This is a genomic window from Pseudoponticoccus marisrubri, assembly GCF_001482405.1.
GTDB classification, from domain to species: Bacteria; Pseudomonadota; Alphaproteobacteria; order Rhodobacterales; family Rhodobacteraceae; genus Pseudoponticoccus; species Pseudoponticoccus marisrubri.
The window spans coordinates 355,847-369,744 of record NZ_LPXO01000002.1; the positions used below are offsets into that span (position 1 = coordinate 355,847).

At 69.2% G+C, this 13,898-nt stretch carries 12 protein-coding genes; 6 read left to right on the plus strand and 6 right to left on the minus strand.

Going from position 1 to position 13,898, the window contains the following annotated elements:
• Nucleotides 1-75: 75 nt before the first annotated feature.
• From AVJ23_RS05450 to AVJ23_RS05470, 6 genes are all read left to right on the plus strand, one after another.
• Entirely contained in the window at nt 76-1,143 is a 1,068-nt protein-coding gene (locus AVJ23_RS05450; protein WP_058861138.1) for an AI-2E family transporter, read from the plus strand.
• On the plus strand, nt 1,140-1,850 hold the full coding sequence (locus AVJ23_RS05455) for a P-loop NTPase family protein (RefSeq protein WP_058861139.1): 711 nt from the start codon (nt 1,140-1,142) through the stop codon (nt 1,848-1,850). Before AVJ23_RS05450 ends, AVJ23_RS05455 begins: the two co-directional genes overlap by 4 nt.
• A gap of 42 nt (nt 1,851-1,892) precedes the next feature.
• Entirely contained in the window at nt 1,893-4,064 is a 2,172-nt protein-coding gene (locus tag AVJ23_RS05460; protein WP_058861140.1) for an RNA degradosome polyphosphate kinase, read from the plus strand.
• A 338-nt stretch (nt 4,065-4,402) separates the two neighbouring features.
• On the plus strand, nt 4,403-5,701 hold the full coding sequence (locus AVJ23_RS05465) for a flagellin N-terminal helical domain-containing protein (protein WP_058861141.1): 1,299 nt from the start codon (nt 4,403-4,405) through the stop codon (nt 5,699-5,701).
• 170 nt (nt 5,702-5,871) lie between these two features.
• Complete coding sequence (locus AVJ23_RS22175; RefSeq protein ID WP_084794312.1) at nt 5,872-6,045, plus strand: DUF1328 domain-containing protein; 174 nt, start codon at nt 5,872-5,874, stop codon at nt 6,043-6,045.
• Nucleotides 6,046-6,233: 188 nt separating this feature from the next.
• A complete protein-coding gene (locus AVJ23_RS05470) occupies nt 6,234-7,781 on the plus strand; it encodes a Ppx/GppA family phosphatase (protein ID WP_058861142.1) in 1,548 nt (515 codons plus the stop codon).
• Nucleotides 7,782-7,787: 6 nt separating this feature from the next.
• Here AVJ23_RS05470 and AVJ23_RS05475 read toward each other — a convergent pair whose 3' ends face one another.
• The 6 genes from AVJ23_RS05475 to AVJ23_RS05500 form a co-directional block, all read right to left on the minus strand.
• Complete coding sequence (locus AVJ23_RS05475; protein ID WP_058861143.1) at nt 7,788-8,156, minus strand: hypothetical protein; 369 nt, start codon at nt 8,154-8,156, stop codon at nt 7,788-7,790.
• A 60-nt stretch (nt 8,157-8,216) separates the two neighbouring features.
• A complete protein-coding gene (locus tag AVJ23_RS05480; protein WP_058861144.1) occupies nt 8,217-9,224 on the minus strand; it encodes an endonuclease/exonuclease/phosphatase family protein in 1,008 nt (335 codons plus the stop codon).
• A gap of 17 nt (nt 9,225-9,241) precedes the next feature.
• Nucleotides 9,242-9,925, minus strand: coding sequence for a molecular chaperone DjiA (locus AVJ23_RS05485; protein WP_058861145.1), 684 nt, complete (start codon nt 9,923-9,925; stop codon nt 9,242-9,244).
• Between the two features lie 102 nt (nt 9,926-10,027).
• Nucleotides 10,028-10,675, minus strand: a complete 648-nt coding sequence (locus AVJ23_RS05490) for a VOC family protein (RefSeq protein ID WP_240484532.1) — start codon at nt 10,673-10,675, stop codon at nt 10,028-10,030.
• Between the two features lie 72 nt (nt 10,676-10,747).
• Nucleotides 10,748-12,886: a methylmalonyl-CoA mutase gene (scpA, locus tag AVJ23_RS05495; RefSeq protein WP_058861147.1), complete on the minus strand. Its 2,139-nt coding sequence runs from the start codon at nt 12,884-12,886 to the stop codon at nt 10,748-10,750.
• On the minus strand, nt 12,849-13,784 hold the full coding sequence (locus tag AVJ23_RS05500; RefSeq protein WP_058861148.1) for a hypothetical protein: 936 nt from the start codon (nt 13,782-13,784) through the stop codon (nt 12,849-12,851). The genes scpA and AVJ23_RS05500 overlap by 38 nt, the downstream gene beginning before the upstream one ends.
• Between the last annotated feature and the right edge of the window lie 114 nt (nt 13,785-13,898).

The window sequence follows — 13,898 nt, forward strand, 5'->3', positions numbered from 1 at the left end:
CGCGCCTCACCGGAACGCGGGCTTGAATTTGCACGGGGCGCAGGTGATTAAGGGCCAGGGCAGCGCGAGGACGGCATGGCACTTCCGGTCAGGGAACAGCTGAAATACTGGGGTATCGCGCTGGCGGTCTTCTCGGTCATCCTGTGGTTCCTGGGCGACGTGCTGCTGCCCTTCGTGCTGGGCGGCGCCATCGCCTACTGCCTCGACCCGGTGGCCGACCGGCTGGAACGCTGGGGGCTGAGCCGCGCCGCCGCCACGGGCGTCATCGCGGTCGGCTGCGTCCTGATCTTCCTCGTCATCCTGCTGCCCGTCAGCCGGCTGCTGATCGACCAGCTGACCCAGCTGATCGAGACCGCGCCGCGGCTGTTCAACGATCTGCAGGCCTTCCTGAACGAACGCTTCCCGGCGCTCCTGGCCGATGGCGGGCCGCTGCAGGGCGCGCTGAGCTCGCTCGGGGACACGATCCGCCAGAAGGGCGGCGCGCTGGTCGAGACGGCGCTGACCTCGGTCGGCTCGCTGCTGAACGTGCTGATGCTGTTCCTGATCGTGCCCGTGGTGGCCGTCTACATGCTGCTCGACTGGGACCGGATGGTGGCGCGGGTCGACGAGCTGGTGCCGCTGGACCACAAGACCGTGGTGCGCAAGCTGGCCTCGGATATCGACGACGTGCTGGCGGGGTTCATCCGCGGCATGGGCTCGGTCATGCTGATCCTCGGCACCTATTACGCGGTGCTGCTGTGGCTGGTGGGGCTGCAATTCGGCCTTGTCGTCGGCGTGATCGCGGGGCTTCTGACCTTCATCCCTTATGTCGGCGCCATCGTGGGCGGCGGGCTGGCGATCGGCCTGGCGATCTTCCAGTTCTGGGGCGAATGGTGGTGGATCGTGGCGGTCTGGGCGATCTTCCAGTCCGGCCAGTTCATCGAGGGCAACATCATCACGCCGCGGCTGGTGGGCGATTCGGTCGGGCTGCACCCGGTCTGGCTGCTGCTGGCGCTGTCGGTCTTCGGCTCGCTCTTCGGCTTCGTGGGGCTGCTGGTCGCGGTGCCGCTGGCCGCGGCGCTTGGCGTGCTGGCGCGCTTTGCCACCGAGCAGTACAAGACCAGCCTGCTCTATCGCGGGCTTGTCGGACGCGACCAGCCATGAGCGACGCGCGCCAGCTGCCCCTGCCCCTGCCGACGCGCCCCGCGCTGGGGCGCGAGGATTTCTACGTCACGCCGGCGAACCGGCTGGCCGTGGCGCAGATCGAGGGCTGGCAGACCTGGCCCGCCCGCAAGATGGTGCTGACCGGGCCCGAGGGGGCCGGCAAGACCCATCTCGCCCATGTCTGGGCGCGGCTGGCACAGGCGCGCATCGTCGCGGCCGAGCACCTGACCGCGGCCGACATCCCCGCGCTGGCCGGCCGGCCGGTCTGCGTCGAGGATGCCGACCGCATCGCCGGCGCGCGCGCCGCCGAAGAGGCGCTGTTCCACCTGCACAACCTCGTGCTGGCCGAGGGGCACGCGCTGCTGGTGACCGCGCGGCTGGTGCCCGAGGCCTGGCCGCTCCTGGTGCCCGACCTGCGCAGCCGGATCCTGGGCGCGCAGGCCGCGCAGCTGGACGATCCCGATGACGACCTGCTGGCGGCGCTGCTGGTCAAGCTCTTTGCCGACCGCCAGATCGTGCCGGCGCCGGATGTGATCCCCTACCTCGCGCGGCGGATGCCGCGCCGCTACCGTTTCGCGCAGGACCTGGTGGCCGCGCTGGACCGCGCCGCGCTGGGGCGGCCCAAGGGCGTCAGCCGGCCGCTCGCCGCCGAGGTGCTGGCCCGGCTCGACCCGCCCGAGGCGCCACCCGTGGACAACACCGGCTGATCCGTCATCAAAGTTTTGCAAGACAGACCGCATAAGGCCGCCATGACCCAAGCTGATTTCCTCAAATCCCCGCTTCCCGCCGCGACCGAGCTGCCCGACCTGGATCTCGACGGGCCCGGCCGTTTCTTCAATCGCGAGCTCAGCTGGCTGGGCTTCAACTGGCGCGTGCTGGAAGAGGCCGAGAACCCGCGCGTGCCGCTGCTGGAGCGGCTGCGCTTCCTGTCGATCTCGGCCGGCAATCTCGACGAGTTCTACACCGTGCGCGTCGCGGGCCTGCGAGAGCTGGCCCATGCCGGCAACACCACGCCCGCGGCCGACGGGCTGACCCCGGCCGAGCAGCTGGTGCTGATCGACGAGGATGCGCGCCGGCTGATGGCCGAGCAGCAGAACGTGCTGGGCGAGCTGCGCGGCCAGATGGAGCGCGAGGGGATCTGGATCGTCGCCCGCCCCGAGCTGACCGAGGCCGACAAGACCTACCTTGCGCGCGCCTTTCTCGAACAGGTCTTCCCGGTGCTCTCGCCGCTGGCCATCGACCCCGCGCACCCCTTCCCCTTCATCGCCAACATGGGCTTCTGCCTGGCGCTGCAGCTGGAGCGGACCCGCGACAAGAAGCCGTTGCAGGCGGTGCTGCCGATCCCGGCGCAGGTCGACCGGTTCGTGCGCCTGCCCTCGGGCGATGGCGAGCACCGTTTCATCCTGCTCGAAGAGCTGCTGCTGCTGCATATCGACAGCCTGTTCCCGGGCTACCGCGCCAAGGACCATTTCGGCTTCCGCGTGCTGCGCGACAGCGACCTGGAAGTCGAGGAAGAGGCCGAGGACCTGGTGCGCGAGTTCGAGGTCGCGCTCAAGCGCCGCCGGCGTGGCGAGGTGGTCCGCCTGACCGTCACCGCCGGTGCGCCCCGCGCGCTGCGCGAGATCGTCATGCGCGAGCTGCACGTGCGCCCCGGCGAGGTGATCGAGCTGGACGGCATGATCGGCGTGGCCGACACCAAGGAGCTGGTGCTGGACGCACGGCCCGACCTGCTCTGGCCCTCCTTCACGCCGCGCGTGCCCGAACGGGTGCAGGACCATGACGGCAACATGTTCCGTGCCATCGCGCAGAAGGACATGCTGCTGCACCACCCCTACGAGACTTTCGACATGGTGGTGCGCTTCCTCAACCAGGCGGCGCAGGATCCCGACGTGGTGGCGATCAAGCAGACGCTCTACCGCACCTCCAAGAACTCGCCCATCGTCGAGGCGCTCTGCGAGGCGGCCGAGGACGGCAAGTCGGTCACCGCGCTGGTCGAGCTCAAGGCGCGGTTCGACGAGGCCGCCAATATCCGCCAGTCGCGGCGGCTGGAACGCTCGGGCGCGCATGTGGTCTACGGCTTTCTCGACTGGAAGACCCATGCCAAGATCAGCAGCGTGGTGCGCCGCGAGGGCGACAAGCTGGTCACCTATACGCATTGGGGCACCGGCAACTACCACCCGATCACGGCAAAGATCTATACCGATCTCAGCTTCTTCACCTGCAACCAGGCGCTGGGGCGCGATGCGGCGCGGATCTTCAACTACCTGTCGGGCTATGCCCAGCCCGAGGGGCTGGAGAACCTGATCATCTCGCCGCACACGCTGAAACCCGGCATGCTGCAGATGATCGAGGACGAGATGGAGCATGCCCGGCAGGGCCGGCCGGCGCAGATCTGGCTCAAGATGAACTCGCTGATCGAACCCGACATGATCGACGCGCTCTACCGCGCCAGCCAGGCCGGGGTGCAGATCGACTGCGTGATCCGCGGCATCTGCGGGCTGAGGCCGGGGGTGAAGGGGCTGTCGGACAATATCCGGGTAAAATCCATCGTCGGCCGCTTCCTCGAACATTCGCGCATCGTCTGTTTCGGCAACGGGCACGGGCTGCCGCATGGCAAGGCGCGGGTCTTCATCTCGTCGGCCGACTGGATGGGGCGCAATCTGAACCGGCGGATCGAGACCGGGATCGAGATCCACAACCCCACGGTCAAGGCGCAGATCGTCAGCCAGGTGATGGCCGCCAACCTCGCCGACACGGCGCAGAGCTGGGTGATGGAGCCCTCGGGCCAGTTCACCCGCCATGCGGTGCCCGAAGGCGCGTTCTCCTTCAACTGCCACCGCTTCTTCATGGAGAACCCGTCGCTGTCGGGGCGCGGCTCGGCCGGGGCGGCGGACGTCCCCCACCTGACGCACAGCGATTGAACGGTGCGCGGGGAAGGCCCTTCGAAGGGCCTTCCTGACGCGATTTCGAAATCGCGTGGCCAAGCGGCTTGCAAGCCGCTTGAAGAAAGCCGCTTCGAAGCGGCTTCCCGGCGCGCCCCCGTTGCAGGGGCCGCCACAATATCGCCTGGAAATGACCCGGGCGGCGCCGCAAAGCCTTAAACTCCGGTTGAGCAATCAAGCCCATCCTGACAGCTGCACCGCACCCGGTGGCGCGGGCGGCCGGGACCGGTCACCGCAGCGACAAAAGACGCGCCTCACCGCCGACACCCATCGGCCCACCGGCGCAGAAGCGCCTTGTACCCGTAAAGGCGAGACCCATGTCGAGTATCCTTACCAATCCCGGGGCCGAAGCGGCCCTGGCCACGCTCCGCACCATCAATGCCGGGCTGGCCGAAACCCGGAACCAGATCTCCACCGGCAAACGCGTCGCCAGCGCCGAGGACAATGCCGCGGTCTGGGCGATCTCCAAGACGATGGAGGCCGATGTGCGCGGCTTCCAGCGCGTCTCGGACAGCCTCAGGCTGGGGCATGCGACCATCGCCGTGGCCCGCGAGGGCGCCGAGACGATTGCCGAGCTTCTGACCGAGGTGAAGGGCAAGATCGTCGCCGCGCAGGAGGAAAATGTCGATCGCGCCAAGATCCAGGGCGATATCGACGCGCTGCGCGACCAGGTCGCCTCGGTCGTGGGCACGGCGCAGTTCAACGGCCAGTACATGCTGACCAATACCGAGCAGACCGCCGGGTCGGGCGCGATCAACATCCTCGCCTCGATCGACCGCAAGGGCGACACGGCCACGCCCTCGGACATCACCGTGGCCAAGCGCGACTTGGGCACCGGGGCGGCCTCGATCGGCACCGGGCTGGCCGCGCTGGCCGCGGGGGCCAATGACGTGGCGGGCTTCGGCGATGCGGCGGCCGCGGCGCTGACCGGCGCGGCCTCCGCCCCCTCGGGCACCACGACCTTCGGCACCGCCGCCAGCGAGTCCGTGGCCGCCGGCACCGGCTTCTCGATCGAGATCTCGGCCACCGCGGGCAACGGCCCCGCGAACACCACGGGGCGCAACGACATTGCCTACGTGGCCCGCGACGGTGACACCATGGCCGAGGTGACCGCGGGGCTGGCGCGGGCCTTCAACAGCTACGTCAAGGCCGATCTCGGCGCCGACAATGTGGGCACGATCCACGCCACGGCCAGCGGCAACCAACTGAGCTTCACCGGCATCGACAATGTGGGGGACAATTTCAGCGTCACGGTGCAGCAATACGCGGCAGATGCCTCGACCACGATCGGCGGCGGGCTGGAGGCGCTGGCCGGGATCGACGTGACCAGCCAGGCCGGCGCAGACAGCGCGCTGGACGAGATCGAGGGGCTGATCCAGACCGCCATCGACGCGTCGGCCGCCTTCGGCTCGAACCAGATGCGGCTCGACACCCAGCGCGACTTCATCTCGGGGCTGAGCGATGCGCTGAAATCCGGGATCGGCAGCTTGGTGGATGCCGACATGGAGGAAGCCTCGGCCCGCCTGCAGGCGCTTCAGGTGCAGCAACAGCTGGCCGTGCAGGCCATGGGGATCGCGAACCGCGCGCCGCAGGTGCTGCTGGGGCTGTTCCGCTAGGGCTTTGCGCCCTGACCCCCGGGCGCCGTGCCACGGCCGTTGGCGCCGGCCATGGCGCCCGGGGGCGGAAAAATCGACAGTCTGTCGCAGGTCGCAGGAAACCTTTTGCCGGGCATCGGGGTTGACAGGGCAGAACGCACCCCACGCGCAACGCACCCAAGGAGGTTTCCATGCTTGGCTGGGCTCTTGCCTTTCTCGTGATCGCCCTGATCGCCGGTGTCCTCGGTTTCGGCGGCGTCGCCGCCGCCTCGGCCGGGATCGCGAAGATCCTGTTCTTCGTCTTCCTCATCCTCTTCGTCGTCGCCATGGTGGCCCGCGCCGTTCGCGGCCGTTCGCCCATGTGACGACAGCGCCATGATGTCCGCCGGTGTCCCTGACCGGCGCGACGTCCCGGCCCGCGGCATCTCCTCCCTCGACGCGGGCCAGACAAGAGGCCGGACATATCGTCCGGCCTCTTTGCCGTTCAACCTGTTGAAGCGATTGACCCCGCACCGCTCGGCGGGCCATAACGGCCCAAACCGAGGGGGCGCGCATGGACGGCGACGACGACAGCCACGGAACCTGGGACCCGTTCGGTCGCCCGCTTTTCGACGACCCCGAGGCCCGCGCCCTGTCCCGGGTGGGCGTGGTGGATATCGGCTCCAACTCGGTCAGGATGGTGGTGTTCGACGGCGCCGCCCGCAGCCCGGCCTATTTCTTAAACGAAAAGATCCTTTGCGGGCTGGGCGCCGGCATGAACGAGACCGGCCGTCTGAACCCCGAGGGCAAGCATCGTGCGCTGGCCGCGCTGCAGCGCTTCAAGCTGCTGGCCGAGGGCATGGACATGCCCGACCTGACCGTCGTGGCCACCGCCGCCATGCGCGACGCCGCCGACGGGCCCATGTTCCGCGCCCAGATCGAGGCCGCCACCGGGCTCAAGGTCTGGGTGATCGACGGCGCCGAAGAGGCGCGGCTGTCGGCGCAGGGCGTGCTGCTGGGCTGGCCCGGCGCCTATGGGCTGGTCTGCGATATCGGCGGCTCGTCGATGGAACTGGCCGAGATCAAGGGCGGCGCGGTCGGGCGCTGCATCACCTCGCCGCTGGGGCCGCTCAAGCTGCAGGATCTCGAGGGCGGGCGCAAGGCGCGCGACAAGCAGATCCGCAAGGAAATGAAGGCCTTGGCCGAGTACATGGGCACCCAGCGTGACCGGCTGTTCCTCGTCGGCGGCAGCTGGCGCGCCATCGCCAAGATCGACATGGAGCGGCGCGGCTACCCGCTGCACGTGCTGCATGAATACCGCATGGATGCCGGTTCGGTCGCCGAGACCATCGCCTATCTGGAGGGCAACGACCCCGAGAAGCTGCGCAAGACCTGCGGCATCTCGGCCACCCGCATGGCGCTGGTGCCCTTCGCCGCCGAGGTACTATCACGGCTGGTCGAGACCTTCGGCCCCAAGGACATCGCCGTGTCGAGCTATGGCATCCGCGAGGGGCTGCTGTATGAGCAGATGCCGCAGAAACTGCGCGACCGCGATCCGCTGATCGAGGCCTGCCGCGTGGCCGAGGCCAAGGATGCCCGCCTGCCCGGCTTCGGCCGCTCGCTCGCCGCCTTCGTGCGGCCGCTCTTCCCCGAGGCCGCACCGGCAAGGCTGCGCCTGATCGAGGCCGCCTGCCTGCTGCATGATGTCAGCTGGCGCGCGCATCCCGATTACCGCGCCGAGGTCTGTTTCGACAACGCGACCCGCGCCAATCTTGGCGGGCTCAAGCACTGGGAACGGATCTACCTAGGCCTCGCCCTGCTGCACCGCTACCGCAACAAGCGCGAGGGCACGCGGTTCGACTATCTCTACGGTCTGCTGGACGATGCCCACCAGCGCGAGGCCGAGATCCTCGGCAAGGCGATGCGGTTCGGCGCCATGCTCTGGACGCTGGACCAAGGCAGCGAACGCGCGCGGCTCGACTGGTCGCCCGAAGACAAGCGCCTGCTGCTGCATCTCACGCCGCGCAATGCCCCGCTGTTCGGCGAGGTGGGCGAGGCGCGCTTCCGCTCGCTGGCCGAATCGCTCGGGGCCGAGGACGCGCGCGCCGTGATCGAGGACTGACCCCGCTCAGAGATCCGTGGTGCCGTCGGGATTGGCCTCGGGCGTGTCCTCGCCGCCCTCCTCCACCTTGCGCCGCAGGATGATGTCGCCATTGGGCAGCATCTCGGGCGGGTGATAGGCCGACCAGTCCTCGACCTTGTCGGCAAGGTCGCGCAGGGCCGGACCCATCTCTTGCGCGAACTCGTTCAGGAACGGCTCGATCTCGCGGGCCATGTCCTGCAGACCGCCGATCGCCTCGTCGGTCTCGTCCATCAATCCCCGCAGGAAAAGGCGCGCGCCTTCCTCCATCAGGGTCAGCCCGTTGCCCTCTTCCTGCGCCTGGACGGGCGCGGCCAGAAGGGACAGGGCCAGAAAAGGTGCTGCAATCTGTCTCATGCGCTCGATATGGGCGGTCCCCCGCCGCTTTCAATGGCGCGCGACCGGCTTTGCGCGGCGCTAGAGGTCGATATCCAGCGTCACCGGAAAATGGTCCGACGCGGTCAGCAGCGCCGCGCGCAGCTCCGGCACCTGCCAGCAGCGCGGGTTGTCGAACGGGTGCCAGATCCGCCAGCGCGGCGACAGCGCCCGCAGATCGGCCGAGACCATGATGTAATCCAGCAGCGCCTGCAGGTAGCGATCCTCGTCACCCAGGTAGAAGCGCGCGGTGCTGGGTTGCGGCCCGATCCGCCGCTCCAGCGCCTCGGCCGCATGCGGGTCATAAAGCGGCGGGCCGCCATCGCCCAGCACGATCTCGACCGAGCTGCGCCCGAACAGGTTCTCGTATTCGTCCAGCCCGGGACCGTCATTGAGGTCGCCCATCACGATCACGCTCTCGCCTTCGGCCAGATGCGCCTCGACCCGGCGGCGCAGCCAGACCGCCTGCGCCAGCTGCTTGCGCCGGTTGGCGATGGCCAGGCGCATGATCTCGTCGCGCGACCGCGCCCCGTGCGGTGCCTTGGATTTCAGATGCGCCCCGATCAGGCGCAGCGCCTGCCCGCCCGCGGTGACCGCCGCCAGCTCCAGCGGCGGCTTGGAAAAGACGACGCTGTCCTCGGTCGCGTCGATATCCAGGTCGATCCGGAAGATGCCGTCGAAACGCGGCGCCCGTCCCTCGTCATCGCCGCGCGGATCATGGCGCACGCGCAGCACCGCCGGGTCATAGACCAGCGCGATCTCCTGCTGCGTGTCATTGGCAAAGCCGGTGATGACCTCGCGTGTGCGCAGGTCGAACGCCTCGGCAAAGCGCGTCAGCGCGCGGGTCGTGCTGCGCCGCGAATTCGTGTCGGGCGCCTCGATCACCATCACCGCATCTGCATCCATGGCGGTGAAGACGATCCCCAGCGCCTCGGCCTGCGCGGCGCGGGTCACGTCATGGCGCGCCGACCAGCCGTCATCGGCCAGTAACCGGCCCTTGTCGTCGAAGAGCGCATCGAACCATTCGACGTTATAGGTGGCCAGGCGCATGCGCCCCGCGCCCCCGATCAGGCGGTTTCACGCGCCGAGATCTCCTTCCAGGCGCGGTTGATGTCCTGCAGCCGCTTCTCGGACATCTTGATCGCCTCCTGCGGCACGCCGCGCGCGATCATCACGTCGGGATGGCTCTCGCGCACCAGCCGCCGCCAGACGCTCTTGATCTCGGGCAAGGGCGTGTCGGGCGACACGCCCAGCACCGCGTAGGGGTCGCGCGGCGCATCCTGCACGAAGCGGGCGCGCAGGCTGCGAAACGCCGCCTCGTCCAGACCGAAGATCGCCGAGACCCGCGACAGGAAGGCATCCTCGGCCGGGTGGTAGGATCCGTCGGCCAGCGCGATGTGGAACAGCCCCTCCATCAGGTCGCTGAGCGTGCCCGAACCCGCGCCGAACATCGCCGCGATGCGCCGCGCATAATCCTCGAACCCCGCCACGTCCTGCCGGGCGAGGTTGAAGACCCGCGCCGCCCCGGGCTCATCCTCGGGCGCGATATGGAACACCTCGCGAAAGGCCGTCACCTCGTCCCGCGTCACCAGCCCGTCGGCCTTGGCCATCTTGGCCGACAGGGCGATCACCGCGATAGTAAAGGCCACGGTCCGCTCGGGCGGCGTGCGCAGCTTCTCGAAGACGGCACCCAGCCCCTCGCCCTTGGCAAGGCTCTGCAGCGCGGTCGTGATGCGGGACCAGATCGACATGGCTTCACTCTACCCCCGCCGCGCGCCCGTGTCAGGCCGCGGAATGGCCCGGCACGCCGCGCGCGCGCGAAATTGCGCGCACGTGACGCAGGCGTGAGCAGCTCAGCCCAGCCGCACCACGCCCTGCCCCGTCGCGATCTCGGCGACAAGCCCCGCCGGCCCCGTCTCGAACGCCACCAGGGGCGCCGACAGGTGGGGGCAAAGCCGCGCGGCAAGCGCCTCCGCCCGCGGGTGCGAGACGACCAGCCGGCGCAACGCACGCCCCTCCGCCGCCAGCCGCCGGCCCGGCGGCACGGGGCTCTTCCAGCAGATCAGCGCCGGGAACAGCCCGTCAAAGGGCAGCTGCCCGTCTTCGGGCACCGCCATCTCCCAGTGCAGGTCACCGCGCGACAGCGCCACCTTGCGCCCGGCCTCGGGGAAGGCGTCGAGCGCGGCGTCCATGTCCGGCACGCGCGCGATCCACTTGTCAAGCCGCGGCGCCCCGCGGAACCGGTCCAGCCCGAACCAGCGCGCATCGCCGGGCGGCGAGGCCGCGGGATCCACCGCGATGGCTTCCAGGTACAGCTCCGGCGCCAACCCGATCAGCCGGTTATGCGTGCCGAACCGCGCATGCGCCCCGCCCGGCCCCATGGCGCAGCCCAGCACGCCTTCCACGTGCCCCACGGCGGCCTGCAGCGTCTCGCCCAGCACCGCCACGTGATCCAGCTCCAGCATCGCCCCCTCCAGACCCGGCCGCACCGGCCCTTTCATCTTTCCACAAATACTCGAAAACGCGCGCCCGCAGGGCGCGCGCCGGTCGGATCGCGCAAGCGATCCGAAACCTCAGGCCGCCGCGTCGCGGGTGTCGCGGATCAGCCGCAGAATGTCCTGCGCGGCCTCGGGGATGTTGGTGCCCGGCCCGAAGATCGCCTTGACCCCGGCCTTGCGCAGGAACTCGTAATCCTGCTGCGGGATCACCCCGCCGCAGATCACCAGGATATCGCCCGCGCCCGCCGCCTTCAGCGCCTCGATCAGCTGCGGCGCCAGCGTCTTGTGGCCCGCCGCCTGGCTCGAGATGCCGATCACGTGCACGTCGTTGTCGATCGCGTCCTGCGCCGCCTCTTCCGGGGTCTGGAAGAGCGGGCCCACATCGACATCGAAGCCGATATCGGCAAAGGCGGTGGCGATCACCTTGGCGCCGCGGTCATGGCCGTCCTGCCCCATCTTGACCACCAGCATGCGCGGGCGGCGCCCCTCGTCCTCGGCGAACTGCTCGACCGCCTTCTGGATGGCGGCAAAGCCCTCGTCGCCCTCATAGGCCGCGCCGTAGACCCCGGCCAGCGTCTTCACCTCGGCGCGGTGGCGCCCGAACACCTTTTCCATGGCCATGCTGATCTCTCCAACGCTTGCCCTTGCCCGTGCGGCCTCGACTGCCGCCTCGAGCAGATTGCCGCCCTCGCGCGCGCGGCGCTCAAGCTCTGCCAGCGCCGCGTCGCAGGCGCCCTGGTCGCGGTTGGCGCGGATCCGCTCCAGCGCCGCCACCTGCCCCTCGCGCACCTTGGCATTGTCGATATCGAGGATGTCGAGATCGTCCTCCTTCTCGCGCCGGTACTTGTTCACGCCCACGATCACGTCGTCGCCGCGGTCGATATCGGCCTGGCGGCGGGCGGCGGTCTCCTCGATGCGCAGCTTGGGCATGCCGGATTCCACCGCCCGGGTCATGCCGCCCATCTCGTCGACCTCCTCGATCAGCTGCCAGGCCGCCTCGGCCAGGTCATGGGTCAGCTTCTCCACGTAGTAGGAGCCGGCCAGCGGATCGACGACCTTGGTCACGCCGGTCTCTTCCTGTAGCACCAGCTGGGTGTTGCGTGCGATCCTTGCGCTGAACTCGGTCGGCAGGGCGATGGCCTCGTCCAGCGCGTTGGTGTGCAGGCTTTGCGTGCCGCCCAGCACCGCCGACATGGCCTCGTAGGCGGTGCGGATCACGTTGTTGTAGGGATCCTGCTCGGCCAGGCTGACACCCGAAGTCTGGCAATGGGTGCGCAGCATCTTGGAGCGCGGGTTCTTCGCACCCAGCTCGGTCATGATCCGGTGCCAGAGCATGCGTGCCGCACGCAGCTTGGCCACCTCCATGAAGAAGTTCTTGCCGATGGCGAAGAAGAAGCTCAGCCGGCCGGCGAACTTGTCCACGTCCATCCCCGCCTCCATGGCGGTCTTCACGTATTCCTTGCCGTCGGCCAGGGTGAAGGCCAGCTCCTGCACGAGGTTCGCGCCGGCCTCCTGCATGTGGTAGCCCGAGATCGAGATCGAGTTGAAGCGCGGCATCTCGTTCGAGGTGTACTCGATGATGTCCGAGATGATCCGCATCGAGGGCGCCGGCGGGTAGATATAGGTGTTGCGGACCATGAACTCCTTGAGGATGTCGTTCTGGATGGTCCCCGACAGGATGGCGCGGTCATGGCCCTGTTCCTCGCCCGTGACGATGAAGCTGGCCAGCACGGGGATCACCGCGCCGTTCATGGTCATCGAGACGCTGACCTGGTCCAGCGGGATGCCGTCGAAGAGGATCTTCATGTCCTCGACCGAATCGATCGCGACGCCCGCCTTGCCGACGTCGCCCACCACGCGCGGGTGGTCGCTGTCATAGCCGCGATGGGTGGCCAGATCGAAGGCGACCGACACGCCCTGCTGCCCCGCCGCCAGCGCCTTGCGATAGAAGGCGTTCGATTCCTCCGCCGTGGAGAAGCCGGCATATTGCCGGATGGTCCAGGGCCGGCCGGCATACATGGTGGCCTTGACCCCGCGGGTGAAGGGTTCGGACCCCGGCAGGCTGCCCAGATGCGGCAGCCCCTCGAGATCGGCCTCGGTATAGAGCGGCTTGACCTCGATGCCCTCGAGGGTCTTCCAGGTCAAATCCTCCAGCGGGCGGCCGCGCAGTTCCTTCTCAGCCGTTTGGCGCCAGTCGTCGGGCAGATCGCTCATATGCGTGTCCTCTCTCTTGCAGAGCCGCCGCCAGCCTGAAGGCCGGTCTCTCGGGCTCGGGATCCTCGGTCAGTATGGCAAGACCATCCGCCCCGGCGCGCAGCCAGAACAAGTCGTCGGCATAGGCCTCGCGCAGGCGGGCAGACTGGCCCGCATCGAAGGGCTGCCAGCGGCCCGCCCCGTCAGGCAGCGCCTCGGTCGGGCTGCCCCGCTCGGCCAGGCAGGCGCGCAGCGCGGCCAAGTCGGGACGGCGATTTGCCCAGAAGGCGCCCGGCGCGCAATCGGGGGCCTGCAGCGTCTCGCCCATGGCGCGCAGCAGCCGGTGCGGATGGTCGGCAAAGCGTTCGAACGGGGTGATGCGCAGCTCGGCCCCCGGGCAGGCGCAGGCCAGATCCGCGATCACGTGGCGCCAGCTGCGCGGGCTTCCGGCGATCCGGTCCAGCACCTGCGCCGGGGGCACCGCCTCGCCGCGGGCCACGAGGAAGGACAGCGCCGAGGCCCACCATGTCTCGGGCGAGCGGATCTGCAAGACGATGCGGGTGACCGGGGCAAAGGCCGCGTGCAGCCGGGCCATGCGTTCGCCGATATCGGGATAGAGCGTGCGGGCCCGCAGGTTGCCCCGGGTCGAGCCGATCAGGTTCTCGTCGCTGACGATCAGCGTGCCCACCCCCTGCCGGCGCGCGGCGGCCAGGTTCAGCTGCACCCGGCCGCGCGCGCGGCGCGCCTGTGCCGCTGTCGCGGGCGGCCCGGACAGCCCGTGCAGCAGCCCGGTCCTTGTGCGCCGCGGGCCCCAGAACCCCGCGCCCTGCCCGTCGATCACCGCGCGATGCGCGCGCAGATAGGCCTGGAAACTGGTGGAGCCCGTGCGATGCGCCCCGAGGTGAAGAATGATGTCCATATGCGGCCCCGCCCGTCCGGGCCCGGGTGCGCGCGGCGCCCGGGAAGTGTCAGATGGGCCGCAGCATGCGCGAGACGGGGTGAGCGTGACGTTAAGGGCGAAATATTTCCCGCC